The 25,426-nt window shown below is 71.7% G+C and carries 24 protein-coding genes and 1 tRNA gene; 6 read left to right on the top strand and 19 right to left on the bottom strand.

Annotated elements, in window-relative coordinates; genetic code table 11:
* Positions 1-39 precede the first annotated feature (39 nt).
* Complete coding sequence (locus ACFV2J_RS11040) at positions 40-885, top strand: EamA family transporter (protein ID WP_385082710.1); 846 nt, start codon at positions 40-42, stop codon at positions 883-885.
* Positions 886-975: 90 nt separating this feature from the next.
* Here the strand turns inward: ACFV2J_RS11040 and ACFV2J_RS11035 are convergent, their stop codons facing one another.
* The 5 genes from ACFV2J_RS11035 to ACFV2J_RS11015 all read right to left on the bottom strand — a co-directional run bounded on the left by ACFV2J_RS11035 (position 976) and on the right by ACFV2J_RS11015 (position 5,410).
* Complete coding sequence (locus ACFV2J_RS11035) at positions 976-2,190, bottom strand: serine hydrolase domain-containing protein (RefSeq protein ID WP_385082709.1); 1,215 nt, start codon at positions 2,188-2,190, stop codon at positions 976-978.
* A gap of 62 nt (positions 2,191-2,252) precedes the next feature.
* Positions 2,253-2,699: an organic hydroperoxide resistance protein gene (locus tag ACFV2J_RS11030; RefSeq protein WP_385082707.1), complete on the bottom strand. Its 447-nt coding sequence runs from the start codon at positions 2,697-2,699 to the stop codon at positions 2,253-2,255.
* A gap of 134 nt (positions 2,700-2,833) precedes the next feature.
* Entirely contained in the window at positions 2,834-3,610 is a 777-nt protein-coding gene (locus tag ACFV2J_RS11025) for an energy-coupling factor ABC transporter ATP-binding protein (protein ID WP_385082705.1), read from the bottom strand.
* The gene (gene cbiQ, locus ACFV2J_RS11020) at positions 3,598-4,359 is read right to left on the bottom strand and encodes a cobalt ECF transporter T component CbiQ (protein ID WP_385082703.1); all 762 of its coding nucleotides are present in this window, start codon (positions 4,357-4,359) and stop codon (positions 3,598-3,600) included. Before cbiQ ends, ACFV2J_RS11025 begins: the two co-directional genes overlap by 13 nt.
* Before the next feature lies 1 nt (position 4,360).
* Positions 4,361-5,410 (bottom strand): energy-coupling factor ABC transporter permease, encoded by a 1,050-nt coding sequence (locus tag ACFV2J_RS11015; RefSeq protein ID WP_385082702.1) that lies wholly within the window; start codon positions 5,408-5,410, stop codon positions 4,361-4,363.
* 294 nt (positions 5,411-5,704) lie between these two features.
* Here ACFV2J_RS11015 and ACFV2J_RS11010 point away from each other — a divergent pair, with 294 nt between their 5' ends.
* The gene (locus tag ACFV2J_RS11010; protein ID WP_385082699.1) at positions 5,705-6,061 is read left to right on the top strand and encodes an SsgA family sporulation/cell division regulator; all 357 of its coding nucleotides are present in this window, start codon (positions 5,705-5,707) and stop codon (positions 6,059-6,061) included.
* A gap of 10 nt (positions 6,062-6,071) precedes the next feature.
* Here the strand turns inward: ACFV2J_RS11010 and ACFV2J_RS11005 are convergent, their stop codons facing one another.
* Both ACFV2J_RS11005 and ACFV2J_RS11000 read right to left on the bottom strand, forming a co-directional pair.
* Positions 6,072-8,294, bottom strand: coding sequence for an MMPL family transporter (locus tag ACFV2J_RS11005; RefSeq protein WP_385082698.1), 2,223 nt, complete (start codon positions 8,292-8,294; stop codon positions 6,072-6,074).
* Between the two features lie 137 nt (positions 8,295-8,431).
* Positions 8,432-9,019: a TetR/AcrR family transcriptional regulator gene (locus tag ACFV2J_RS11000; protein WP_385082695.1), complete on the bottom strand. Its 588-nt coding sequence runs from the start codon at positions 9,017-9,019 to the stop codon at positions 8,432-8,434.
* Between the two features lie 206 nt (positions 9,020-9,225).
* Between ACFV2J_RS11000 and ACFV2J_RS10995 the strand changes: the two genes are divergently transcribed.
* Positions 9,226-12,711, top strand: a complete 3,486-nt coding sequence (locus ACFV2J_RS10995) for a S41 family peptidase (protein WP_385082694.1) — start codon at positions 9,226-9,228, stop codon at positions 12,709-12,711.
* Positions 12,712-12,830: 119 nt separating this feature from the next.
* Here ACFV2J_RS10995 and ACFV2J_RS10990 read toward each other — a convergent pair whose 3' ends face one another.
* The 4 genes from ACFV2J_RS10990 to ACFV2J_RS10975 form a co-directional block, all read right to left on the bottom strand.
* The gene (locus ACFV2J_RS10990) at positions 12,831-13,175 is read right to left on the bottom strand and encodes a hypothetical protein (RefSeq protein ID WP_385082691.1); all 345 of its coding nucleotides are present in this window, start codon (positions 13,173-13,175) and stop codon (positions 12,831-12,833) included.
* Positions 13,176-13,290: 115 nt separating this feature from the next.
* A complete protein-coding gene (locus tag ACFV2J_RS10985) occupies positions 13,291-14,169 on the bottom strand; it encodes an SDR family oxidoreductase (protein ID WP_385082689.1) in 879 nt (292 codons plus the stop codon).
* The gene (locus tag ACFV2J_RS10980) at positions 14,166-15,089 is read right to left on the bottom strand and encodes an alpha/beta fold hydrolase (protein WP_385082687.1); all 924 of its coding nucleotides are present in this window, start codon (positions 15,087-15,089) and stop codon (positions 14,166-14,168) included. The genes ACFV2J_RS10985 and ACFV2J_RS10980 overlap by 4 nt, the downstream gene beginning before the upstream one ends.
* A complete protein-coding gene (locus ACFV2J_RS10975) occupies positions 15,086-16,612 on the bottom strand; it encodes a flavin-containing monooxygenase (protein ID WP_385082684.1) in 1,527 nt (508 codons plus the stop codon). Before ACFV2J_RS10975 ends, ACFV2J_RS10980 begins: the two co-directional genes overlap by 4 nt.
* Positions 16,613-16,766: 154 nt before the next feature.
* Here ACFV2J_RS10975 and ACFV2J_RS10970 point away from each other — a divergent pair, with 154 nt between their 5' ends.
* Entirely contained in the window at positions 16,767-17,396 is a 630-nt protein-coding gene (locus ACFV2J_RS10970; RefSeq protein WP_385082740.1) for a MerR family transcriptional regulator, read from the top strand.
* Between the two features lie 120 nt (positions 17,397-17,516).
* Here ACFV2J_RS10970 and ACFV2J_RS10965 read toward each other — a convergent pair whose 3' ends face one another.
* Positions 17,517-18,320: an exodeoxyribonuclease III gene (locus ACFV2J_RS10965; protein WP_385082683.1), complete on the bottom strand. Its 804-nt coding sequence runs from the start codon at positions 18,318-18,320 to the stop codon at positions 17,517-17,519.
* 58 nt (positions 18,321-18,378) lie between these two features.
* Between ACFV2J_RS10965 and ACFV2J_RS10960 the strand changes: the two genes are divergently transcribed.
* Positions 18,379-18,864 (top strand): GNAT family N-acetyltransferase, encoded by a 486-nt coding sequence (locus ACFV2J_RS10960; protein ID WP_385082681.1) that lies wholly within the window; start codon positions 18,379-18,381, stop codon positions 18,862-18,864.
* Between the two features lie 84 nt (positions 18,865-18,948).
* Here ACFV2J_RS10960 and ACFV2J_RS10955 read toward each other — a convergent pair.
* The 7 genes from ACFV2J_RS10955 to galU all read right to left on the bottom strand — a co-directional run bounded on the left by ACFV2J_RS10955 (position 18,949) and on the right by galU (position 24,562).
* Positions 18,949-19,022 (bottom strand) — tRNA-Ala (locus ACFV2J_RS10955).
* Positions 19,023-19,151: 129 nt separating this feature from the next.
* Positions 19,152-20,402: a gephyrin-like molybdotransferase receptor GlpR gene (gene glpR, locus ACFV2J_RS10950; RefSeq protein ID WP_385438205.1), complete on the bottom strand. Its 1,251-nt coding sequence runs from the start codon at positions 20,400-20,402 to the stop codon at positions 19,152-19,154.
* A 210-nt stretch (positions 20,403-20,612) separates the two neighbouring features.
* Positions 20,613-21,221 carry a GNAT family protein gene (locus tag ACFV2J_RS10945; RefSeq protein WP_356274261.1) on the bottom strand — a complete coding sequence of 203 codons (609 nt, stop codon included), beginning with the start codon at positions 21,219-21,221 and terminating at the stop codon, positions 20,613-20,615.
* 26 nt (positions 21,222-21,247) lie between these two features.
* A complete protein-coding gene (locus ACFV2J_RS10940) occupies positions 21,248-21,760 on the bottom strand; it encodes a molybdenum cofactor biosynthesis protein B (protein ID WP_385095247.1) in 513 nt (170 codons plus the stop codon).
* Complete coding sequence (moaC, locus tag ACFV2J_RS10935) at positions 21,757-22,236, bottom strand: cyclic pyranopterin monophosphate synthase MoaC (RefSeq protein ID WP_356805440.1); 480 nt, start codon at positions 22,234-22,236, stop codon at positions 21,757-21,759. The genes ACFV2J_RS10940 and moaC overlap by 4 nt, the downstream gene beginning before the upstream one ends.
* A gap of 95 nt (positions 22,237-22,331) precedes the next feature.
* Entirely contained in the window at positions 22,332-23,654 is a 1,323-nt protein-coding gene (gene glp, locus ACFV2J_RS10930) for a gephyrin-like molybdotransferase Glp (RefSeq protein ID WP_385095243.1), read from the bottom strand.
* A complete protein-coding gene (galU, locus tag ACFV2J_RS10925) occupies positions 23,651-24,562 on the bottom strand; it encodes a UTP--glucose-1-phosphate uridylyltransferase GalU (RefSeq protein ID WP_168528581.1) in 912 nt (303 codons plus the stop codon). Before galU ends, glp begins: the two co-directional genes overlap by 4 nt.
* A gap of 132 nt (positions 24,563-24,694) precedes the next feature.
* Here galU and ACFV2J_RS10920 point away from each other — a divergent pair, with 132 nt between their 5' ends.
* On the top strand, positions 24,695-25,270 hold the full coding sequence (locus ACFV2J_RS10920) for a 5-formyltetrahydrofolate cyclo-ligase (RefSeq protein ID WP_385095239.1): 576 nt from the start codon (positions 24,695-24,697) through the stop codon (positions 25,268-25,270).
* Positions 25,271-25,426 lie beyond the last annotated feature (156 nt).

Here is a 25,426-nt window from a genome sequence, read left to right as displayed (position 1 = left end):
CACGGGCGGCACCCCGGTGGACGTGCGCGAGCGGCGCCGGTGACCCCGCAGGTCACCGTGGCGGTACTGTTCGCCGCGTTCACGCACGCAGGCTGGAACGCCATCGCGCACCGCATCACCGACAAGCTGGCCGGCTTCGCCCTGATCGCGGGCGGCGGCCTGCTGATCGGTCTGGCGTTCATCCCGTTCGTGGCGGTTCCGGCCTCCGGCGCGTGGCCGTACCTCGTCCTCTCCGCCGTGATCCACATCGTGTACTACGCGCTGCTGATGAAGTCCTTCCGGCTGGGCGACTTCGGGCAGGCGTACCCGATCGCCCGCGGTACCGCCCCGCTGGTCGTCACCGTGCTTGCGGCCGTCTTCGCGCACGAGGTGCCCGACGGGTGGGCGGCGTCGGGTGTCGCGGTGTCCTGCGCGGGCCTGACCGGCGTCGCGCTGTGGGGGCTGCGCGGGCGCCGTCCCGACTGGGCGGCGATCGGGGCCGCGCTGGCCACCGGGCTGTCGATCGCCGCGTACACCGTCGTCGACGGTCTGGGCGTCCGCGCCTCCGGCTCCTCGCTCGGGTACATCGCCTGGCTGATGGCGCTCCAGGGCGCCGTGCTCCCGCTCTACGCGGCCCACCGTCTGCGGGGCGGGTTCGTCGACTCGCTCCGGCCCTTCGCCGCCCTCGGCCTGCTGGGCTCGGCACTGTCCGTCCTGGCGTACGGCCTCGTGCTCTGGGCCCAGACACGAGCGGCCCTGGCACCCATCGCGGCGCTCCGGGAGTCCTCGATCATCATCGGCGCGGCGATCGGCGCCGTCTTCTTCAAGGAACGGTTCGGCGCGCCCCGGATCGCGGCGGCCGGGCTGCTGGTGGTGGGTATCGGGCTGATGCTGCACGCCGGATAGACCCCTCGGGCCGGCCCGGCGGGCGGCCCGCGCGCCGCCCGTCCGCGCCCCGCCCCGCCCCCCTCCGCGGTGCGCGGTCCGCGCCCCCGCTCACTCCCCCAGTGCCGCCCGGACCGCCCGGACCAGCGCCTGCGCCCGCGGGTCGGCCGTCACGCTCTTGCGGAAGCCGTTCGTCACGTACCCGAAGGCGATCCCCGACTCGGGGTCGGCGAAGCCCAGGGACCCGCCGCGGCCGGGGTGTCCGAAGGAGCCGTCGCCCAGCAGCGGGGAGGCACTGCCGTGCAGCATGTACCCGAGGCCGAAGCGGGTCGGTACGACCAGGACCCGGTCGGGTCCCGCGGACTGTTCGGCGCGGGCGAGCGCCACGCTCTCCGGCGTGAACAGCCGTACGCCGTCCACCTCCCCGATCAGCGAGGCGTAGAAGCGGGCGAGGCCGTCCGCCGTCGCGACGCCGTTGGAGGCGGGCAGGACGGCGGCCCGGTAGGCGGGATCGTTCTCGTCCGGCTGCGGGGTGATCGCGCCGAAGGCGCGGCGGGTGAGCGACGAGGGGTCCGCGTACGCCTCGGCGACCGCCCGCTTCGGGCGCAGCCGCAGGCCGCCGTCGGCCGTCGGGGCCTCGATCGGGGCGACCCGGCCCACCCGGCCCGCCTGGGCGGCCGGCAGCCCGACCCACAGGTCGAGTCCCAGCGGCCCGGCGATCTCCTCGGCTATCCAGGTGCCGATCGAGCGCCCGGTGACCCGGCGCACCAGCTCGCCCGTCAGCCAGCCGTACGTCTGCGCGTGGTACCCGTGGTCGCTCCCCGGCTCCCAGGCCGGCGTCTGCGCGGCCACGGCGGCGGCCGTCACGTCCGGGTCCGCGGCCTCGGCCGGGGTGAGCGGCCGGTCGAGCACGGGCACCCCGGCCCGGTGCGCGAGCACGTGCCGGACCAGGGCGCGCTCCTTGCCGCGCGCCTTGAACTCGGGCCAGTAGTGGCCCACCGGGGCGTCGAGGTCCAGTTCCCCCCGCTGGGCGAGGAGCAGCAGGACGGCGGCGGCCACACCCTTCGTCGCGGAGCGCACGATCTGCGCGGTGCCGTGCTCCCAGGGCGCCGCGTCCGCCGGGAAACCGGTGCCCCCGGCGCCGTCCGCGCCCTCCACGGCGGTCGCGGCGGTGGCGTTCTTCGCGCCGCCCCACAGGTCGACGACCTTGCGCCCGTCCCGGTACACGGCGACGGCCGCGCCCCGGTCCCCGAGTGTCTCGAAGTTGCGCAGGAACGCCGCCCTGACCGGCTCGAAGCCCTCGGCCACTGTGCCGTCCACGTTCACGTCCGCACTCCGTCCACTCGCCTGCGACAGTGGCTGCAACGCTCGTGCGAAGGTCCGGATTCCTAGCCGAGCAGGATCGTGACCTCGATGTTGTCCCGGGTCGCGTTCGAGTACGGGCAGACCTCGTGGGCCGCGTCCACGAGCTTCGTCGCGAGGTCCCGCTCGACGACGGGGAGCGAGACGCTCAGGGCGACCGCGAGACCGTATCCGCGCTGTCTGTTCGGCCCGATGCCGACCTTCGCCGCGACCGTCGACCCGGACAGGTCGTAGCCCGCGCGGCGGCCCACCAGGATCAGCGCGTTGTGGAAGCAGACGCTGTACCCGGCGGCGAAGAGCTGCTCGGGATTGGTGCCGTTGCCGTCGCCCCCGAGTGCGGGCGGCATCGCGACCTTCAGCTCGATCTGTCCGTCCTGGCTGGTGACATAGCCGTCACGGCCGCCGTGCGCGGTCGCCTCGGCGACGTACATGATCTTCGTCGGACGGCTGTCGACAGCGGTGCCGTCGGTCATGACGGACCTCCCCCCAGGACGGAAAAAACAGGAGTGCACAAGTGCATCGTGCACAAGATACTGGCCGGTACGGATGCCTGGACCGGCAGGGGGAGGAGACCGCCGGTAACCCCGCGGACCCGGAACAGGGCAGGTCAGCGGGTGGCGGCCACGGAGCGCGGGTCGAACCCGAAGGGCAGTTCCAGCCGGTGGGTGCGCATCAGACCGTCGTCGGAGAGGAGTTCACCGGTCCCGCCGTCGGCGGCGATCACCCCGTCGCTCAGGATCAGTGCCCGGGGGCAGAGTTCGAGCGCGTACGGCAGGTCGTGCGTGACCATGAGGACGGTGACGTCCAGGGACCGCAGGATGTCGGCGAGTTCGCGGCGCGAGGCGGGGTCCAGGTTGGACGAGGGTTCGTCCAGGACCAGGATCTCCGGTTCCATCGCCAGGACGGTCGCCACCGCGACGCGGCGCCGCTGGCCGAACGAGAGATGGTGCGGGGGCCGGTCGGCGAAGGCGTCCATGCCGACCTGCTCCAGGGCCGTACGGACACGTTCCTCCAGGGCCGCCCCCTTCATCCCGGCGGCTGCCGGTCCGAAGGCGACGTCCTCGCGCACGGTCGGCATGAAGAGCTGGTCGTCCGGGTCCTGGAAGACGATGCCGACCTTGCGCCGGATCTCGGCCATGTGCCGCTTGCCCACCGGGAGTCCGGCCACCGTCACGGTCCCGGCGCCGCCGGTCAGGATGCCGTTGAGGTGCAGCACGAGGGTGGTCTTGCCGGCGCCGTTGGGGCCCAGCAGCGCGACGCGTTCGCCGCGGGCGACGGTGAAGTCCACGCCGAAGAGGGCCTGGTGGCCGTCGGGGTAGGCGAAGGCCAGTCCGGCCACTTCCAGCGAGGGGGGGAACGAGGGCGAAGCGGTCACAGGGTCCATCCCAACAGGCAGACGAGCAGGGCGGCGAGGGGCAGGGCGAGAGCGTAGGACCACTGCGCCCGCGACGCGGTCACCTCGTCGATGACCGGCATCGAACCGGCGTATCCCCGGCTCACCATGGCGAGGTGCACGCGCTCCCCGCGTTCGTAGGAGCGGATGAAGAGGGCGCCCGCAGACTTGGCGAGGACGCCCCAGTGCCGCACTCCGCTCGCCTCGAAGCCGCGTGACTCCCGGGCGATGCGCATCCGCCGCATCTCGTCCGTGATGACGTCGCCGTAGCGGATCATGAAGGACGCGATCTGCACGAGGAGGGGAGGCAGCCTCAACCGCTGGAGTCCGAGGAGCAGTTCGCGCAGTTCGGTGGTCGAGGCCAGCAGTACGGAGGCCGCCACGCCGAGCGTCCCCTTGGCGAGCACGTTCCAGGCGCCCCACAGGCCGTTGACGCTGAGGGACAGGCCCAGGACGCCCACCCGTTCGCCCTCGGCGACGAACGGCATCAGCACCGCGAAGGCGACGAACGGGACCTCGATCAGCAGCCGTTTGAGCAGGAAACCGGCCGGCACCCGGGCCCGCCACGCGACCGTCGCGAGCAGCACGGCGTACAGCGCGAACGCCCACATCGCCTCGCGCGGGGTCGAGACCACCACGACCACGAAGGCGAAGGCGGCCGCGAGTTTGGTGTGCGGGGGCAGGGCGTGCACCGGTGAATGCCCGTGCCGGTAGAGGCGATGGGCGTGGCCCGCGCCCACCTCAGACGCCTTCGGGCAGGGAGGCGGGGGACGCGTCGGCCGTACGGCGCCTGCGCAGCGTCCAGAAGACGCCGGTGCCCGCGACGATCGTGACGCCCACGCCGATCACGCCCGCGAGGCCGCCGGAGATGCGGGCGTCGGAGATGTCCTTGACGCCGTATCCGGCGAGCGGGGAGTCCTCGGTGTGGTGCTTCTTGGTGCGCTGGTCGATGCCCTGGTCCTTGGCGACCTTCTCCAGGCCGTCGGGGCTCGCGGAGGCGTAGAAGCTGACGAAGCCCGCGAGGACGAGGGAGGTGACGAGGCCGGTGATCCAGACCTTGCGGCGGGAGACCGGGGCGGCGGCGGGGAGGGCGGGGGCGGCCGCGTCGACCAGTTCGCCGCCCACCCGCAGTTTGAGCCGCTGCTGGAGGCCGCGCGCGCCGTACACGAGGTCCGGGCGTACGGCGATGACCGCGCCGACCGTGAGGGCGGTGATCGCGGCCTCGCCGATGCCGATGAGGACGTGGACACCGATCATCGCGGTGGCGACCTTGCCGATCGCGACGTCGGTGGTGCCGCCGAGCGCGTAGATGAGGGTGAAGGCGACCGCGGCGGCCGGGACGGACAGCAGCGCGGACACGAAGGCGGCCGCGGTGATCGAGCGCCGCCTCCGCGGGAGCACCTTCAGCAGGCCTCGGAAGACGGCGTACGAGACGACGGTGGTGACGATCGCCATGTCGGTGATGTTCACGCCGAGCGCGGTGAGGCCCCCGTCGGCGAAGAGGATGCCCTGCATCAGCAGGACCACGGAGACGCACAGGATCCCGGTGAAGGGGCCGACGAGTATCGCGGCCAGTGCGCCGCCGAGCAGATGGCCGCTGGTCCCGGCCGCGACCGGGAAGTTCAGCATCTGGACGGCGAAGATGAAGGCGGCGACCAGGCCGGCCAGCGGCGCGGTCCTCTCGTCGAGTTCGCGGCGGGCGCCTCGCAGGCTCACCGCGACGGCGCCGGCGGCGACCAGTCCGGTGGCGGCGGAGACCGGGGCGTTGATGAATCCGTCAGGCACATGCACCGTTCGATGATAGTGCCTTGTTGCGAATGGCTTGCAAGAGCGATGCACCCATGAATAGTCGGGAGGGTGACGTCGGCGGCGGGCCGGTGAGCGCACCCCGCCGCCCGCCCGTCACACGCTCCGGCGCAGGCCCCGGCACCTGTCCCGGCACGTGTCCTGGCCCACAGTGCGGTGTCGCGCGGGCCCCACCGGGGTACTCGGTGGTCCAAGAGCGGAATCCACGGAATGTGCGACATTGGAAAGGTGACCGATTCATAGATTCCGCACAGGTTACGCAGCGTAAGGAGTCGGTTCATGTCTGCCGTCGAACAGTACGCACGCGCCCATATCGTCACGGACACGGCCGACTCCCCCGAGGACGAAGGCAGAGCCGTTCCGGTGGCCTTCCACTACGATCCCGAGGCCGACTCCCGTCAGGTACGCATCACGCTGCCCGGCCCCCACGAGTGGGTCTTCCCCCGTGAACTGCTGGAACAGGGGCTCCGCGTCCCCGTCAGCAACGGCGACGTACGCGTCTGGCCCTGCGGCCGGGTGCAGGCGGTCATGGAGTTCCACTCGCCCAAAGGGGTGGCGGTCGTGCAGGTCGACTCGAAAGCCCTGATGCGCTTCCTCCGCCGTACCTACATGGCCGCCACCCCGGTGGCTCACTGACGTCGGACGGTCAGACCCGTACCAGCTCGCGGTCGTCGTCCTCGTCCTGGCTCTTCGGACCGGCGCCCAGCTTGCGCAGCCCCTCGCCCTCGACGTCCACGTTCGGCAGCGCCCGGTCCAGCCACCTCGGCAGCCACCAGGCCTTCTTGCCGAGCAGCGCCAGGACCGCCGGGACGATCGCCATACGGACGACGAACGCGTCGAAGAAGACGGCGATCGCGAGACCGAAGCCGATCATCTTGATCATCGACTCACTGGAACCGATGAAGCCGGAGAAGACGGCGATCATGATGACGGCCGCGGCCGTCACCACCCGCGCGCCGTGCTTGAAGCCGGTCACGATGGCCTGGCCCGGCTTCTCGCCGTGCACGTACGCCTCGCGCATCCGGGTCACGAGGAAGACCTCGTAGTCCATCGCGAGACCGAAGACGACACCCACCATGAAGATCGGCATCATCGACATGATCGGGCCGGTCTGCTCCACACCGATGAGGTTCGCCAGCCAGCCCCACTGGAAGACCGCGACCACCGCGCCGAGCGCCGCCATGACGCTCAGCAGGAAGCCGAGCGCCGCCTTCAGCGGGACCAGGATCGAGCGGAAGACCACGATCAGGAGCAGGAAGGCGAGACCGACCACCAGCGCCAGATACGGGACCAGCGCGTCGTTGAGCTTCTGCGAGAAGTCGATGTTCATCGCCGTGCTGCCGGTGACCAGCACGTCGGCGTCGGTGTCCGCCTTGATGCCGCCGCCCGCGTCACGGATGGCGTGCACCAGGTTCTCGGTCTTCACCGAGGACGGCTTCGAGTCCGCGATCACCGTGATCATCGCGGTGTCCCCGGGCTTGTTGTACGTCGCCGGAGTCACCGAGACGACGCCCTTGAGGTCCTTGACCGTGTCGGTGACCCGGGTGACCGCCCCCTTGGGGTCGTCGCTCCCCTTGGCGTCCACGACCAGCATCAGAGGGCCGTTGAAACCGGGACCGAAACCGTCGGACAGCAGGTCGTAGGCCCTGCGCTGGGTGGTCGAGGCCGGCTGCGAACCGTCGTCGGGCAGACCCAGTTCCAGCGAGGCGGCCGGCACCGCGGCGGCGCCCAGACCGACCACACCGAGCAGCAGGACGGCCAGCGGACGGCGGACGACGAAGCTCGCCCAGCGGGTGCCCATGTTGGGCCGGCCCGCGTTCTTCGCGGCCCGGCCGCCGCCGAGCAGCCTGCTCTTTTGGCCGGCCGGCTGGACCTTGCGGCCCGCGTAACCCAGCAGCGCCGGGATCATCGTGAGCGCGATCAGGACGGCGATGGCGACCGTGCCGGCGGCCGCGACGCCCATCTTCGTCAGCATCGGGATGTTCACGACCGACAGGCCGACGAGCGCGATCACGACCGTCAGACCGGCGAAGACCACCGCCGAGCCCGCCGTGCCGACGGCCCGCCCGGCCGCCTCCTCGCGCTCGCGGCCCTCGGCGAGTTCGGCGCGGTAACGGGAGACGATGAACAGCGCGTAGTCGATACCGACCGCGAGGCCGATCATCATCGCGAGCGTGGAGGTGGTGGTGCCCAGGTCGAGCGCGTTGGCGAGGGCGGTGATGGTCGAGACGCCGATGCCGACGCCGATCAGCGCGGTCAGCAGCGGCAGCCCGGCGGCGATCAGCGAACCGAAGGTGATGACGAGGACGACCGCGGCGATCGCGATGCCGATGACCTCGGTGGAACCCGTCTCCGGCGTGGCCTGGAGCGCGTCACCGCCGACCTCGACGGTCAGCCCGGCGTCCCGCGCCTGCTGCGCGGCCGCCTCCAGGGCGCTCTTCGAGGAGTCCTTCAGCTCCATGCCGGAGACCTTGTACTTCACCGACGTGTAGGCGATCGAACCGTTCTTGCTGACGGCCTTGGCCTTGAACGGGTCGGTGACGGAGGTGACCTCCGAACCGTCCTCCAGCGCCTTGACGGTCTTCTCGACGGTCGCCCTGTTGGCCTTGTCCGCCATCTTCTCGCCGGTGGGCGCCTTGAAGACGACGCGCGCGGTCGCTCCGTCGGCGCTCATGCCGGGGAAGCGCTGCTCCAGCAGGTCGAAGGCCTTCTGCGCCTCGGTGCCGGGTATCGAGAAGGAGCTGGCGCCGGCGGCCGGGGCGTTGGCCGCGCCGACTCCCGCGAGCGTCAACAGCGCCACCCAGATCAGGGCGACGAAATGCCGTCGCCGGAAGGCGAGTCGGCCGAGTTTGTAGAGGAACGTGGCCACGAGGGCGTACTCCCGGTCAGGTCGTGGGATGGCAGGGGCTGGTGAGGTCACCCGGTGGGGGCAGGGGAGATCAGCCCGACGACGTGAGCGGTCGCGTCAGGAACGGATACGGGGGTTCGTCCCGGGGTTGTGCGGGATCAGGCGCCGAGTGCGGGGAGGATCACGGCATCCACGTACGAGGTGAGGAAGGCACGGGTCGGTGGCCGTTGGTCGATGACGCCGCGCACCGCGAAGGCACCGATCAGCATGTGCAGCACGTACTCCTGCGCGGGGTTGTCCGGACGGATCTCACCCCGGGCGACGGCACGCTCCAGTACGCGGCGCAGCTCAACGGTCTCCGGTTCGATGATCAGTTCCCGGAAGGCCTTCAGAAGATCGGGGTTCCCGTGCAGTGCCATGGCCATACCCCGCATCAGCGCGGAGTTCTGCTCCATCCGGCAGTCGTCCTCACGCATCACCAACGCGTGGAAGTCGCCTGAAAGGGATCCCGTGTCGACGTCGCCGGCGCTCGGCTTCTCGTGCCTCAGCGCCTTCACCACCAGTTCGGCCTTGCCGCCCCACTGGCGGTAGAGGGTGGCCTTGCTGGACTTGGTGCGGGCGGCGACGGCGTCCATGGTCAGGGCGTCGTAGCCGACCTCCCTGAGCAGGTCGAGCACGGCCCGGTACAGCTCGGCCTCGCGCTCGGGCGTGATCCGACTGCGACGCACCGTTGCGGCTCCAGTCATCCCACTCACCCTCTCCCGCTCAGAACGACTCGGTTCCGTCGTCATCGTTGTACGGCATCTTCTTCGTCTTCGTACGTGATTCAAGATACCCCGGGCGCGAGCGAAACGAAACCGTTTCGTACGTGTGTTGGGTCACGCGCCCCTCCGCGCCCGGCGCGTCCCCCGCACAAGTTGCCGGGGCCCTCCGAGGGGAAAAGCATGGGGAGGTGAGCGACGAGCACGAGAAGGCGACCGCGGACCAGGACACCACCGACCCCGCATCCGGATACCTGCGCTGCCCGCACCTGAGCGGCGACCGGCTGTGCTTCGTGACCGAGGACGATCTGTGGGTGGCACCGCTGGACGGGCCGGGGCGGGCCTGGCGGCTCACCGTGGACCGCACCAAGGTCGGACACCCCCGGTTCTCCCCCGACGGAAGAGACATCGCGTACACGAGCTGGCGCAGCCTGGTGCCGGAGATCCACCTGACACCGGTGGACGGCGGCCCGGGCCGGCGCCTCACCTACTGGGGCAGCGCGGACACCCGGGTCTGCGGCTGGTCCCCCGACGGCGACATCCTCGCCGTCGCCTCGCACGGGCAGCCGTTCTCCTATTTCACCTGGGCCCACAGCGTCCCGACCGACGGCGACCCCGGCGGCAACCTGCCCTGGGGACCGGTGGCGGACATCGCGGTCGCCGACATCGACGGCGAACGAAGGACCCTGCTGCTCACCGGCACCCCACCGCACGACCCCGCCGCCTGGAAGCGCTACCGGGGCGGCGCCATGGGCCGGCTGTGGCTGCACGGGCAGCGGCTGCTCGCCGGCATCGACGGCCACCTCGACTCCCCCATGTTCGTCGGCGGCCGGATCGCGTTCCTCTCCGACCACGAGGGCATCGGCAACCTGTACTCGTGCGCGTACGACGGATCCGACCTGCGCCGGCACACCGACCACGACGCGTTCTACGCCCGCAACGCCTCCAGCGACGGAAGCCGGGTCGTGTACCAGTGCGCCGGTGACCTGTGGATCGTCGACGACCTGTCCCCCGACTCGCTCCCGCGCCGTCTCGACGTCCGCCTCGGCGGGCAGCGCGCGGGGCGGCGCCCCTACCAGGTGCCCGCGGCCCAGCACGTGGACGCCATCTCCGTGGACGAGACGGGGCGGGCCGGCGCCGTCGTCGTACGCGGCAGCCTGTACTGGCTCACCCACCGCGACGGGCCCGCCCGCACCATCGCCGACACCCCGGGGGTACGGGTCCGGCTGCCCGAGATGCTCGGCTCGGGCGGCCAGGTCGCCTATGTGACCGACGCGGACGGCGAGGACGCCGTCGAGATCGCCTATCTGCCGCGGGCCTCCGGCGCCCGCGAGCCGCGCCGGCTGGCTACCGGCGAGCTGGGCTGCGTACTGGAACTGGTGTCGGATCCCCAGGGGGAACGGCTCGCGATCGCCTCGAACGACGGACGGCTGCTGCTCCTCGACGCGACGGAGGACGCGGGAGAAACAGAGGAGACGAAAGAGACGGGAGAGACGAGAGAGACGGGAGGGACGGAGGAGACGAAGGAGGCCGAAGCCGCGGAGGAGTCCACCGAGGCGGCGGAGATCACGGTGGAGACGAAAGAGCCCACCGAGGCGGCAGAGGCCGAGGGCGCGGAGGAGACCGAGGAGCCCCGCGGGACCGGCGGCCGGGCGAAGAGCGCGGGAGGCGAGGTCACCGAGCTGATCCAGTCCCTCAACGGACCGGTCCGGGATCTCGCCTTCTCCCCGGACGGGGCCTGGCTGACCTGGTCGCACCCCGGCGTCGGCCGGTCCCTGCGCCAGATCAAGATGGCGCGGATAAAGGACCGGCTGGTCGTCGACGTCACCAACGGGCGCTTCGAGGACGAGAACCCGGTCTTCACCAGGGACGGCCGCTATCTGGCCTTCCTGTCCTGGCGCGGCTTCGACCCGGTCTACGACGTCCACACCGGCGACCTCTCCTTCCCACTGGGCTGCCGCCCGTATCTCGTCCCCCTGTCCTCCGCCACCCCTTCCCCCTTCGCCCTGAACCCCGACGGGCGGCCGGTCGCCGGCGGCCTGGACCCCGTCGAGGACGAGGGCGCCGACGGCGCGGTCAGCGTCGAACTGGAGGGTCTGGAGAGCCGGGTCACCCCCTTCCCGGTCACCGCCTCCAAGTACTCGGCGCTCTACCCGGTCGCGGGCGGCGGGCTGGTCTGGCTGCGCTGGCCGATCTCGGGCGCGCTCGGCGAGACCTTCGCCAACCCCGACGACACCTCGGGGCGTCCGACCCTGGAGCACTTCAACATCAGCAGGGCGAAGAAGTCCGAACTCGTCGGCCACCTGGACTGGTTCGCGGTGAGCGGCGACGGCTCCCGGCTGGTCGTGGTCGACGAGGGCGAGCTGCGCGCCGTCCCCTCCACCGAGCCCGGCGACAGCGACTCGACGGTCTGGATCGACCTGCGCCGCATCCTCCACGAGGTGGACCCGCCCGCCGAGTGGCGCCAGGCGTACGACGAGGCGGGCCGCATCATCCGCGCCTACTTCTGGGAACCCCACATGTGCGGCATCGACTGGGACGCGGTGCTCGCCCAGTACCGCCCCCTGGTCGAACGGGTCGCGTCCCCGGACGAGTTCGCGGACCTGCTGCGTGAGGTCCTCGGTGAACTGGGGACCTCGCACGCCTACGTCGCCGCCGCCCGCCGCAACGAGGGACCCGGGCACTACCAGCGCTGGCAGGGCCTGCTGGGCGCCAACTTCGTGCGGCGCGACGGGTGCTGGACCCTGAAACGGATCCTGCCCGGCGACTCCTCCGACTCCAAGGCCCGCTCCCCGCTGGCGGGCACCGGCATCCGCGAGGGCGCGGTGCTCACCCACATCGACGGCCGCCCGGTGAACCCGGTGACGGGCCCGTACCCGCTGCTCGCGGGCGCGGGCGGTACGACGGTGGAGCTGACGTTCGTGCCGCCGGGGGGCGAAGGGCCCTCACGCCGGGTGGCGGTGGTGCCGCTGATCGACGAGCGGCCGCTGCGCTACCAGGACTGGGTGGCCAAACGCCGCGAGGTGGTCCGGGAGTTGAGCGGTGGCCGCTGCGGGTACCTCCACATCCCGGACATGGGAGGCTCGGGCTGGGCACAGTTCAACCGTGACCTGCGGCTGGAGGTCTCGCGCCCGGCGCTCCTCGTCGACGTACGCGGCAACGCGGGCGGACACATCAGCGAACTCGTCGTCGAGAAGCTGACGCGCAGGATCCTGGGCTGGGACCTGACGCGCAACGCCCAGCCGGTGTCGTACGCCTCGAGCGCCCCGCGCGGCCCGGTGGTCGCCCTCGCCGACGAGGCGACCTCCTCCGACGGCGACATGATCACGGCCGTCTTCAAACTGCTCAAGCTCGGTCCGGTGGTCGGCCAGCGCACCTGGGGCGGAGTCGTCGGCATGACCGGCCGGCACCAGCTCGGCGACGGCACGGTGATCACGGTCCCGATGAACGCGGCCTGGTTCGACGCGTACGGCTGGTCCGTCGAGAACCGGGGTGTCACCCCGGACCTGGAGGTCCTGCGTACGCCGCTGGACTGGGCGGAGGGCCGTCACGCGGAGATGGACACCGCGATCCAACTGGCCCTGGATCTGCTGAACACCCACCCGGTGGCCTCCCCGCCCGATCTCTCGGACGTACCGGACCGCACCCGCCCGAAGCTGCCACCGCGCACCCGCTGACCGGCGCCGGGCCGTCGCGCGGCACGCGGCCACGCCGTCCGGCCGCCGAGCGGCCCGCAGGCGAGTGGGGCACCCCGAAGTCGGGGCGCCCCACTCAGACTTCAAGCAGACCTCCGACGTCAGGCGTCGTAGTCCTGGTCGAAGCGGTCCTGCGCCTCACGGCGCACGCGCTCGTTCTCCGGCATGGAGCGGTCACGCTCCTGCGCGGAGCCCTGCGCCGAACGCTGGGCCGAACCCTGCGCGGAGCCCTGCGCGGAGCCCTGCGCGGAACGCTGGCCCCCCGCCTGCGGCGAGCGCTGGGCCGAGCCCTCCTGCGGGGCGCGGTGGCCCGTCCCCTGAGGAGAGTGCTGACCGGGCTGCTGCGGAGAACGCCGTCCCGGCTCGCTGATCTCCTGGTCCATCCTCTTCTTGCCCTGCTGCTTCATGTTCTCCGCCTTGTTCTGCATCTGGTCCTTCTTGCCCATGCTGTTTCACTCCCATGTGTGGGTGAGGGGATCGGGCTCGACCAGACTTACACGGGGACACTACGCACGCATTTCGATCAGTAACTCACAGTGAGAGAGGCGGAATAACCCGTGGTCAGACGCCCTCTCCTCGTCTGTCGTCGGCTGCCCCTCCGGCCCCCACGAGCCCCTTGCCGACACTCCCGAGCCGTGGCTCGAACCGCCGCATCTCCCGCTGCCCCACCGCCGCGATGACTCCGGGCAGGTAGCCGCGGACACCCTGCATCCCCCGCAGCCACCACTGCGCGTACACATGGCTCGACCGCCGCTCGATCCCGGCGACGACGCGGTCGACGGCCGGTCCCAGGGGATAGGTCTTGTTGGACGGCCAGGGCAGCCGCTGCCGCAGCTCGCGCATCACGTCGTCCTGGTCGGCCCCGCGCACCATGTCGGTGTCGGTCCAGGACAGGTACCCGACCCCGACGCGCACGCCCTTGTGACCGACCTCGGCACGCAGGCTGTGCGCGTACGCCTCCACACCCGACTTGGAGGCGCAGTACGCGGTCATCATGGGCGCCGGCGTGATCGCCGCGAGCGACGCGATCTGCAGCAAGTACCCCCGGCTCTCCATGAGTACGGGCAGGAACGCGCGGGCGGTGACGGCCGAACCGATGAGGTTGACCTCGATGACCCGGCGCCAGGCGAGGGGATCGGAGTCCACGAAGGGACCGCCGTTGGCGACACCGGCGTTGGCGACGACGATGTCCACCTTCCCGAACCGTTCCTTCACCTCGCCCGCGACCCGGGCCATCGCCTCGTGGTCGGTGACGTCGGCGTACCAGTGGTCGCTCTCGCCCAGCAGCCGCTCCGATACCTGCTTGAGCGCGTCCGGCTCCAGACCTACGAGCGCGACCTTGGCGCCCCGCGCGGACAGCTTCCGGGCGAGAAGTTCACCGACGCCCCGCGCGGCCCCCGTGACGACCGCGACCTGCCCCTCCAGGCTCACCCTGCTCATGCGCCCTCCTTGATCTGTGCGTAGTCGGTGGCGAGTTCGCGTATCCGTGCGGTCACCACGTCCGGAGCCTCCACGGGTGTCATGTGCCCGAGCCCGGTCAGTTCGGTGAGCCCGACGCAGTTCGGCAGTGTCGCGACCAGGGCGCGCGCGTGCACCAGGGGCGTCAGCCGGTCCGCCGTCCCGGCCACCACCGCCGTCGGCACCGTCAACTCCCGTACGCCGTGGTCGAGGTCGAGCGCGTCGAGCACCTGCGACCAGGCGTGCCGCACCGCGCGCGGACAGGCGTGCACGATCCGCGCACAGGCCTCCACCATGCCCGGCGACGAACCGGGGCCCATGGTCGCGTACTTGAGGATCCTGCGGGCGACCGGCGTGACGGGCCCGAGCGGTGCCCGCGACCCCAGGACCCGTTTGGTGACCCCGGTGCGCAGCCGCCCGGCGGGCAACGGCAGCACGCGCGCCTCGGCCACCAGCCGTGAACTTCCCGTGCTGCACAGCAGGGCCGCCACCGCGTGCTCCCGGAACCGCGGCCTCGCCGAGGCGGCCATCAGCGTCATCCCGCCCATGGAGTGCCCCACCAGTACGGCCTTCTCACCCGGCCGCAGGGTGGTCGCGAGCACGGCCTCCAGGTCGTCGGCGAGGGCGTCCGTACCGCACGCGTCGCTCGCGGGGCTGCGCCCGTGCCCGCGCTGGTCGTAGGCGATCACCCGGTGGTCGGCGGCGAGGTCCCGTATCTGCGCCGCCCAGAACGCGGTCGAGCAGGTCCACCCGTGCGCGAGGACGACGGTGGGCACGGCCGCGTCCGCGGGTCCGTGCACCTCGACGTGCAGCCGGGCTCCGTCGGCGGAGACCGCGGTCAGCTCGCGTGCGGCGGCGGGCGGGGCGTAGGGGCCGCTCGCCACGTGCGTCAGTCGGCTCACGCGCCCGCCTCCACCTTCGCCGGGCTGTCCGGCTGCCCGCCAGGGTGCGCTCCCGGTGGCCGCAGCACCTCGTACTCCCCCAGGTCCAACCGGCGGGTCGCCGTACGGAATTCGGTCGTGGTGCCCGGCCAGACGGTCGTGTTGCGGCCCTGCGCGTCGAGGTACCAGCTGGTGCAGCCGCCGGTGTTCCACACCGTGCGCTTCATGCGCTCCTGGACCTTGCGGTTCCAGTCCGCCACCGCGCCGGGCCGCGCGTCCAGGGCGACACGTCCGCCGAGCACGCCCAACTGCCGTACGTAGTCGGCCATGTAGTTCAGCTGGGACTCGATCATCAGGATCATGCTGGAGTTCCCGAGGCCCGTGTTGGGGCCGATGATCGTCATCCAGTTGGGGAACCCGGCCGCGGAGGCGCCGCGCAGGGCGCTCATCCCGCCCTTCCACGCCTCGGCGAGTGTCCTGCCCTCCGCGCCCACCACCCGGTCGGCGATCGGCATGTCCGTGACGTGGAAGCCCGTACCGAAGATGATCGCGTCGACCTCGGCCGTGCTGCCGTCGGCCGCGACGAGGGTGGACCCCTCGATCCGGTCGAGCCCGGAGGCCACCACGTCCACGTTGGGGCGGGTGAGCGCGGGATAGTACGAGTTGGAGAGCAGGATGCGCTTGCAGCCGATCCGGTAGTCCGGCGTCAGCTTCGCGCGCAGTGCCGGGTCCTTGACGGCCCGCGCCATGTTGCGCTTGGCCAGCCGCTCGACCAGGCCCAGTTCGTCGGGCCGCTTGGTGAACGCCTGGACCTGTAGCTCCCGGATGCCCCAGAGGAGTCCACGACGGGCCTGGGCGGTGAACGGGAGTACGCGGTGCAGCCCGCGTTCGAGGCCGCTGATGGCCCGGTCGACGCGGGGCATCACCCAGGGCGGGGTGCGCTGGAAAAGGGTGAGGCGCGCGACCTCGGGCTGGACGGCGGGCACGATCTGGATGGCCGAGGCACCGGTCCCGATCATCGCCACCCGCTTGCCGCGCAGGTCGTAGTCATGGTCCCAGCGGGCCGAGTGGAAGACCTTGCCGGGGAAGGAGTCGATGCCCGGGATGTCCGGGACCTTGGGGTCGGAGAGCGGTCCGGTGGCGGACACCACGAGGTCGGCGCTGAGGGACCCGCTGCTGGTCTCGATGTCCCACCGCAGCTTCTCGCCGTCCCACGTCATCCGCTTCACCTCGGAGTCGAAGCGGAGGTGGGGGCGCAGCCCGAAGACGTCGGTGACGTGCTCCAGATAGGCCCGGATGTGCTCCTGGCCGGAGAAGGTGCGGGGCCAGTCGGGGTTCGGCGCGAACGAGAACGAGTACAGATGGGACGGTACGTCGCAGGCGCACCCGGGGTAGCTGTTGTCCCGCCAGGTGCCGCCCACGCCGCCGGCCCGTTCCAGGACGACGAAGTCGGTGACCCCTTCACGGCGCAGCCGCACCGCCGCCCCCAGACCTCCGAACCCGGACCCGACCACCGCCACGCGTACATGTTCGTGCTCGGTCATCCCGACGCCTCCCTAGCCGCCCGACCCTGCCAGTGAACACTGGCGCAATGGGGAGCGTAGAACAGCTCCGTACTGATGGGTAGGGGTCGCGGCCGGGAAAGTTACCGGGGGTACGACGTAAGGTGCGCCTGTGGCGGAGAAGCGTGAGTACCGGATGGAGGAGCTGGCCGAGGAAGCCGGCATCACGGTGCGCACCCTGCGCTTCTACCGGGAACGCAAGCTGATACCGCCGCCCCGCCGCGAGGGCCGGATCGCCTGGTACGACGACACGCACCTGGCCCGGCTGCGCACGATCTCGGCGCTGCTGGAGCGCGGGCACACGCTCAGCGGCATCGCGGAACTGGCCGAGGCCTTCGACCACGGACGCGACGTCGGCGAACTCCTCGGGCTCGGCGAGCCCACCGAGGAGACCCCCGTCCGCCTCTCCCCCGAGGAACTGGCCGACGTCTTCGCGGGCCAGGCCACCCCGGAGAACCTCGCCGCCGCTCTCGACCTCGGCTACCTCGGCACCGACGGCGGCGAGATCGTCCACATCAGCCGCCGCCTGCTCGACGTCTCGGCGGCCCTGGTCCGCGAGGGCATCCCGCTCGCCGACGTCCTCACCGCGGCCCGTGGCGTCCGCGACCACGCCGAAGCGCTCGCCACCCTCTTCACCACCCTCGTCCTCACCGAGAACCGCACCACGGACGACCTGACCCGTCTGCGGCCCCTGGCGAAGAGCGTGGTGGAGGCGGAACTGTCGATGGCCCTGGACCGCCGGCTCAGCCGCCGCCCGAGGCCCTGACCGCCCGGGGCCCTGACCACCCGCGGCCCTGACCACCCGCGGCGCCGATCGCCGGCCCGGTTCCGCCCGGCCGGCGCGCCGTCCGAACCGCACGCCACCAGCGGGCCGGACCGCATCAGGTCACTTCTCGAAGACCACCGTGACGGGAGCGTGGTCCGACCACCGCTCCCCGTGCGTGGCGGCCCGCTCCACGAACCCCCTGACCGCGCGCCGCGCGAGTCCCGGAGTCGAGACGACCAGGTCGATCCTCCAGCCCGAGTCGTTGTCGAAGGCCCGCCCCCGGTACGACCACCACGTGTACGGGCCCTCCGCGTCCGGGTGCAGGGCGCGTACGACGTCGACGTATCCGCCGTCGGCCCCGTCCAGGACCCGGCCCAGCCACTCCCGCTCCTCGGGCAGGAAGCCGGAGTTCTTCCTGTTCGCCCGCCAGTTCTTGAGGTCGGCCTCCTGGTGGGCGATGTTCCAGTCGCCGCAGACCACGACCTCGCGCCCGTCGGCGGCCGCCCGCTCGCGCAGGTCCTTCAGGTGGGCCAGGAACTCGCCCATGAACCGCGTCTTCTCGTCCTGCCGCTCGGTGCCGACCTCCCCGGAGGGCAGGTAGAGGCTGGCGACGGTGACACCCGGGAGGTCCACCTCGACGTACCGGCCACCGGCGTCGAACTCCTCGGAGCCGAATCCGATCCGGACCCGGTCGGGTTCGCGGCGGGTGTACAGGGAGACGCCCGCGCGGCCCTTGGCGGCGGCCGGAGCGTGCACGACGTGCCACCCCTCGGGCGCCCGCACCTCCTCGGGCAGCTGCCCGGGCTCGGCCCGCACCTCCTGGAGACACAGGACGTCCGCCGAGGTCTCCGCGAGCCACTCCACGAAACCCTTCTTCGCGGCGGCCCGGAGCCCGTTCACATTCACACTGGTGACAGTCAGCACCCGGGCACGATACTTAACCGGATCCACTCCCCGCATGCATACATGTACCATATTCGGTATGCATATTCGTCCGGTCCCCTTCGACCACCCCGACGCCCTCAAACTCAACGACCAGGTGCAGGCCGAGTACGCCGAGCGCTACGGGGACGAGGGCGATGTCACACCGCTGGACGCGTCGATGTTCAGACCGCCGCTCGGCCTGTACCTCCTCGCGTACGACGAGCGGGACCGTCCGGTCGCGACGGGCGGCTGGCGCACCCAGGACGAGAACGACGAGGGATACACGGACGGCGACGCCGAGCTGAAGCGCATGTACGTCGTCCCGGAGGCCCGCGGTCTCGGCCTCGCCCGCCGCATCCTGGCCGCCCTGGAGGACGACGCCCGCGCGGCCGGCCGCACCCGGATGGTCCTGGAGACCGGCGCCAAGCAGCCCGAGGCCGTCGCCCTCTACACCTCCAGCGGCTACACGCCCTGCGTGAAGTTCGGCTACTACCGATTCCACGACTTGAGCATGTGCTTCGCCAAACCACTGTCCCCGTCCTGAGCCGGGCACACCGACTTCCACGCGGGAACTACCCGAGCATGCAGAAACCCCGCCGGACGAATCCGGCGGGGTTCTGAATTGCGGTGGACCTGTGGGGATTTGAACCCCAGACCCCCTCGATGCGAACGAGGTGCGCTACCAGACTGCGCCACAGGCCCTTGCAACGAGTGAAACTCTAGCATCCTCATCCGGGTGCTTGGAAATCCGTTCCTGGCTGGTCAGCCGGGGCTCCCGAACAGACGGTCACACGGCCCGCGCGCACAGGGCCGTGCGGCCCGCGCGCGGGGTCACTCGTTGGCCGCGCGCGGCCGTTCGCCGTCCTCGTACTGGTCGAACAGCGGGGTGCGTCCGCGCTCGCGGGCCCGCCGCGCGGACGCGGCACGCCGGGCGTCGCTGCGGCCGTCGCCGTCGCCGTCGGCCTCGGTCTCTTCGGCGGCCTCGGCCGGGCCGCCCTCCTCCGCGGGCTCCGCCTCCGGCTCGGCCGGTTCGACCGCACTGGAGCGCGCGGAGCTCCACGTGTCCGGCGCGCCCAGGTCCACGCTGGAGGTGGCTCGCGGCGCGACGGGCGCGGTCACGTACGTCGGCAGCGGAACCGGCACCGGGTCCCAGCTGTCACCCCGGCCGGGGCCCCGCTGGCGCTCGCGCTGCTGGTCGACCCACTCGGCGTGGTCGGTCTGCTCGACGAGGGCGCGGCGGTCGGCCGCGAGCGCGGAAAGACCGGGGTCGGTCTCCGGCTCGGGGCCCTCGTCCTGCTCCTCGGTACCCGCTTCGAGGCCGGCCCGGCGGCGCGGCTGCCGCTCGCGCAGCTGCTGCGCCGCGACCTCGGCCCGGCGGCGGTCCATGACGTAGGTGAAGCGCCGCCGCTCCTTGGCCCGCAGATGGACGATGTACGCGCTCAGCATCACGGCGGGCACGCCGGGCGCCCAGAGGAACGCGAGTCCTCCGACGGCCGCCACGATCGCGCCGCAGGTGAAGGCGAGGAAGAGCATGACGGTCGTACGCCGTCGGCGCGCGAGCACCTTCGAGCGCCGGGCGCGTGCTGCGGCCTCCGCCGCGGAGACCCGCCGCTCGGCGGGAGTCCGCGAGGCCGCGGACGCGCCCGATGCCGACGCCGCAGACACGGGTTCGGTGTGCGCCGACTGCTGCGGCGCCGGTCTGGCGGTCGCCGCGGAGCCCTGCGGGGCACCGTGCCGGACGGCCGGCTGCGGTGTCTGCTGGGGCTCCGGTTCGGCGGGCTGCGGGAGTTGGGCCTTGGTGTGTTCCCGGGCCGGAGGCATGGCGAAGGCCCGGACGTCCACCGAATCGGTGACGCCGCCCGGGTCGGCGCTGGGCTCCCCCTCTTCGGTGGAGCGCGCCCGCAGGTCCTTGGCGTACCGGCGCTCCATCCCCGCCCGTCCGGACAGCAGCCGGATGGCGGTGCTGAAGCGTTCCGTCGGACGGGCTTCGTTCAGCTCGTCCTGCCTACGGAGCCACATCGGCACCAAGTAGGCGGCCCAGGCCCCGACGATGACTGCGTAGATGAGGCCGCTGCTGCTCACGCCTCACACGGTAGAGGGGTTTGCGTGAGGCCATCTGCCAATTGAGCCGGTGTGTCGCACGATCTGGCTGATATTTCGAGCTTTTTTTGTGACCGATGCGATCAGCAGGCCGCCGGGACCCGTGAATTTAATGCCGTGGGGCGACCCCGAGAGGCACCGAGATGGTCCCGAGGTGATCGCCGACCGATCAATTTCGAACACGCATTTCATTTACTGGGTACTCGGTCTGCTCCGGTTCTGTGAGCGTGCCCGCTGCCAGCGACCGAGAAGCCCCTCGGGCACCTCTTCCGCGGTGAGCGCGAAGACGAGATGGTCGCGCCAGGCCCCGTCGATGTGGAGATAACGCGGCCGGAGCCCTTCCTCACGGAATCCGAGTTTCTCCACGACGCGACGGCTGGGGCCGTTCTCCGGGCGAATGCAGACCTCGATACGGTGCAGCCCGACCGTGCGGAAGCAGTGGTCGGTCACCAGCGCCACGGCCGTCGGCATCACGCCGCGCCCGGCCACCGACTGGTCCACCCAGTAGCCGACGTGCCCCGAGCACATCGAGCCCCAGGTGATCCCGGCGACGGTCAGCTGGCCCACCAGACGGCCCTGGTACTCGATCACGAAGGGCAGCATCCGGCCCGCGTTCGCCTCGGCGCGCAGATGGCGGACCATCTGCCGGTAGGTCGGCCGGTGCGCTATCGGCCCGCTGGGGGTGGGGGGCGGAATGGTCGCCTCCCACGGCCGCAGCCAGTCGCGGTTGCGCCGGTTGACCTCGCGCCACGCCCGCTGGTCGCGCACCTTTATCGGCCGGAGGACGACATCGCCGTCCACCAGCTCGACGGGCCAGGACGGGCTGTTCAGCTCGCACCCCCACTGCCGCTGGGTCTGGTGTGGTCGCCACCGCGGATCTGCTCCACAGCGTGGACCAAGAGGGGCTCCAGGACGGCCAGACCGTCCTTCACCCCGCCGGTGGAACCCGGCAGGTTGACGATGAGTGTCCGTCCCGCGACTCCGGCGAGCCCCCGGGACAGCGCCGCCGTGGCGACCTTCTCCCTTCCGAACGCCCTGATGGCCTCGGGAATGCCCGGCACCTCGTGATCGATCACGCGCCGGGTCGCCTCGGGCGTCCGGTCGGTGGGCGAGATCCCCGTGCCACCGGTGGTCACGATGACGTCGTACCCGGCCTCGACACCGGCGCGCAGCGCCGCCTCCACGGGGTCCCCGTCCGGCACCACCCGGGGGCCGTCGACCGTGAAGCCGTACGACGTGAGCCCCTCGGCGATCAGGGGTCCGCCCCGGTCCGCGTAGACACCCGCGGCGGCCCGGTTGGAGGCCGTGACCACGAGGGCGCGGTACGACGGTGCCGTCATGCCCGGCTCCAGTCGCCCGACTTCCCGCCGGTCTTCTCCTCTACCCGCACGTCCGTGATGACTGCCCCCTTGTCGACCGCCTTGACCATGTCGATCACGGTCAGGGCCGCCACGCTGACCGCGGTGAGGGCCTCCATCTCGACGCCCGTGCGGTCGGTGGTCCTCACGGTGGCGAGGATCTCGACGGCGTCGTCCGCGACCGACAGGTCGACCTTGACGCCCGACACCGACAGCGGGTGGCACAGCGGGATGAGATCGGGGGTGCGCTTGGCGCCCATGATGCCCGCGATGCGCGCGGTGGCGAGGGCGTCGCCCTTGGGGACTCCCCCGCCGCGCAGCAGCTCGACCACACGGGGGGAGACCAGGACACGGCCGCTGGCGCGGGCGGTGCGCGCGGTCACGTCCTTCCCGGAGACGTCGACCATGCGGGCGGCGCCCGCCTCGTCGATGTGGGTCAGTCGGTCCTGCGTACTCATGTGCGGCAGCGCTCCCGGTCGGGCCTGTTGTGCGCGACACGGTACCGCCAACTCGGGGCGGGCAGCCGGGCAGGACCCTCCCGGGCTCCGGCCGGTCAGCCGAGCAGGACCACTTCGACCTCGGTGCCGGGCTCGACCGAGGTGGCCTCCTCGGGCACCACGATCAGCGCGTCGGCGTGCGCGAGGGCCGCGACCAGGTGGGATCCGGCGCCGCCGACCGGCGTCACCCTGCCGTCCTCGTACGTCCCCCGCAGGAACTGCCGGCGTCCCGGGGGCGAGGTCAGCGCCTTCTCCGTCTCCAGGGTCGCTCTGGCGGTGGGGCGGTGGACGTCGTCCACACCCATGAGCGTGCGGATCGCGGGACGGACGAACAGTTCGAAGGAGACGTACGACGACACGGGGTTGCCCGGCAGGGCGAGCAGCGGGGTGTGGTCGGGCCCGATGGAACCGAAGCCCTGGGGTTTGCCGGGCTGCATGGCGAGCTTGCGGAAGTCGACGCCGCCGCCCGCCTCGTCCTCGTCGCCCACCGAGGACAGGGCCTCCTTGACGACGTCGTACGCGCCGACGCTCACGCCACCGGTGGTGACCACCAGGTCGGCGCGGATGAGCTGGTCCTCGATGGTGGAACGGAGCGTCTCTGCGTCGTCGGCGACCGCGCCCACGCGGTAGGCGATGGCCCCGGCGTCCCGCGCGGCGGCGCACAGGGCGAAGCTGTTCGAGTCGTAGATCTGGCCGGTGTCCAACGGCTCGCCCGGCTGGACCAGTTCACTGCCGGTGGACAGGACGACCACACGGGGGCGGGGACGGACGCGGACGGTGCCACGGCCGATCGCGGCCAGCAGACCGAGCTGCGGGGGGCCGAGGACCGTGCCCGCCGCGAGGGCGAGGTCGCCCGCGCGCACGTCGCTGCCCTTCGCGCGCACGTGGGCGCGTGCCTCGGCGGGGCGGTGCACCCGCACCTGGCCGGAGGCGCCCTCGGGGGCGGCGCTGTGGGCGCGCATCCCGGAGACCGGGCCCTCACCGAGTCCTCCGTCGGTCCACTCCACCGGGACGACGGCCTCGGCACCGGGCGGCAGCGGGGCGCCGGTCATGATGCGGGCGGCCTGCCCCGGACCCACGTGCGGCGGCTCGGTCCCGCCCGCCGCGACGTCACCGACGACGGTGAGCACCGCCGGATACTCCTCGCCGGCGCCCGAGACATCCGCGACCCGCACCGCGTACCCGTCCATCGAGCTGTTGTCGAACGGCGGCAGGGAGACCGGCACCGTGACGTCCTCGACCAGGACGCAGCCCTGGGCGTCGAGGAGTTGAAGCTCGATGGGTTCGAGGGGGCGGACGGTCGCGAGGATGTCCTCCAAGTGGTCGTCCACCGACCAGAGGCGGTCCTGGCCGGTGGTGCGGGCGGCGGCGCTGCTCAAGATCCCTGCATCTCCTCGGCTACGTAACTGCGAAGCCAGGTCCGGAAGTCCGGGCCCAGGTCTTCACGTTCGCACGCGAGTCTGACAATGGCACGCAGGTAGTCGCCGCGGTCCCCGGTGTCATAGCGGCGGCCCTTGAAGACGACGCCGTGCACCGGACCGCCGACCTTCTCGTCGGCCGCGAGCTGCTGGAGGGCGTCGGTGAGCTGGATCTCGCCGCCGCGGCCCGGCTCGGTCTTGCGCAGTATGTCGAAGATGTGGGGGTCGAGGACGTAGCGTCCGATGATCGCGTAGTTGCTGGGCGCGTCCGCCGGGTCCGGCTTCTCGACCAGGCCGGTCACCTTGACCAGGTCGCTCTCACCGGTCGTCTCCACGGCGGCGGAGCCGTAGAGGTGGATCTGCTCGGGCTCGACCTCCATGAGCGCGATGACGCTGCCGCCGTGCTGCTCCTGGACCTCGACCATGCGGGCGAGCAGGGGATCGCGGGGGTCGATCAGGTCGTCGCCGAGGAGCACCGCGAAGGGCTCGTGGCCGACGTGCGGGGCCGCGCACAGGACCGCGTGGCCGAGACCCTTGGGGTCGCCCTGGCGCACGTAGTGCATGGTCGCCAGATCGCTGGACTCCTGTACCTTGGCGAGCCGGCCGGCGTCGCCCTTCTTCTGGAGGGCCGACTCCAGCTCGTAGTTGCGGTCGAAGTGGTCCTCGAGGGGGCGCTTGTTGCGTCCCGTGATCATCAGGACGTCGTCGAGGCCCGCCGACGCGGCCTCTTCGACCACGTACTGGATCGCCGGCTTGTCGACGACCGGCAGCATCTCCTTGGGAGTGGCCTTCGTGGCCGGCAGGAACCGGGTGCCGAGGCCTGCTGCGGGGATGACAGCCTTGCTGATCCTGGGGTGCGACTCAGTCATGCCCGTAACCATATCCGGTGGCTATGAGCAGAATCTGTGGCTCCGGTTACTTGGCTCTCATATGAGCACATAAAGAACCAAGGGGAGCGATCTGTGAACCACGCCGGACGTGAGGCCGAGCCTGACAAGCGAATGTTGCGTCAAGGATTCCTCGCGGTGAGAAGCAGGTTGACAGCCGATGACCTGCGGGAGACCGCCGAGATCCTGGCCGTGCGCGCACTGGAGCTGCCGGAGTTGGCCCACGCGCGCACGGTGGCGGCGTACGTCTCCGTGGGGAGCGAGCCGGGCACCCTCGCGCTCCTGGACGCGCTGCACGCCCGCGGCGTACGCGTCCTGCTGCCGGTCCTCATGGCCGACAACGACCTGGACTGGGGTGCGTACACGGGAGAGGGCTCCCTCACCCGCGTTCAACACGGCGGGCGGATGGCCCTCTTGGAGCCCGCGGGTGAGCGCCTCGGCCCGGAGTCCGTCCAGGAGGCCGACGCCGTACTGCTGCCCGGCCTGGCGGTGGACCGGCGCGGGCTGCGGCTGGGGCGCGGCGGCGGCTCGTACGACCGCGTGCTGGCCCGTCTGGAGCGCGCGGGGACGGATCCGGCCCTGGTGGTGCTCCTGTACGACACCGAGGTCGTCGAGGACGTCCCGCGGGAGCCGCACGACCGTCCGGTGCACGCGGTGGTGACGCCCTCGGGGGTCCGGCGCTTCCGGTGACGTTCCGCGTGGGGGCCGGACCGGACCCGTGACGGCCCGGCGGGGCCCGGGCGGCTCCGCGTCCCGGCGGGAGACGGAAGGGGGGGGGGGGCGCGCGCGGGCCGCGCGGCGGGCGACGCGTCCCTGTCAGAGCCGCGCCCGCAAGCACAACCCCAC

This window comes from Streptomyces sp. NPDC059668 (assembly GCF_042734135.1).
Lineage (GTDB): Bacteria > Actinomycetota > Actinomycetes > Streptomycetales > Streptomycetaceae > Streptomyces.
The sequence above is the reverse complement of the archived record's forward strand: the minus strand, read 5'-3'. Positions and strand labels throughout refer to the sequence as shown.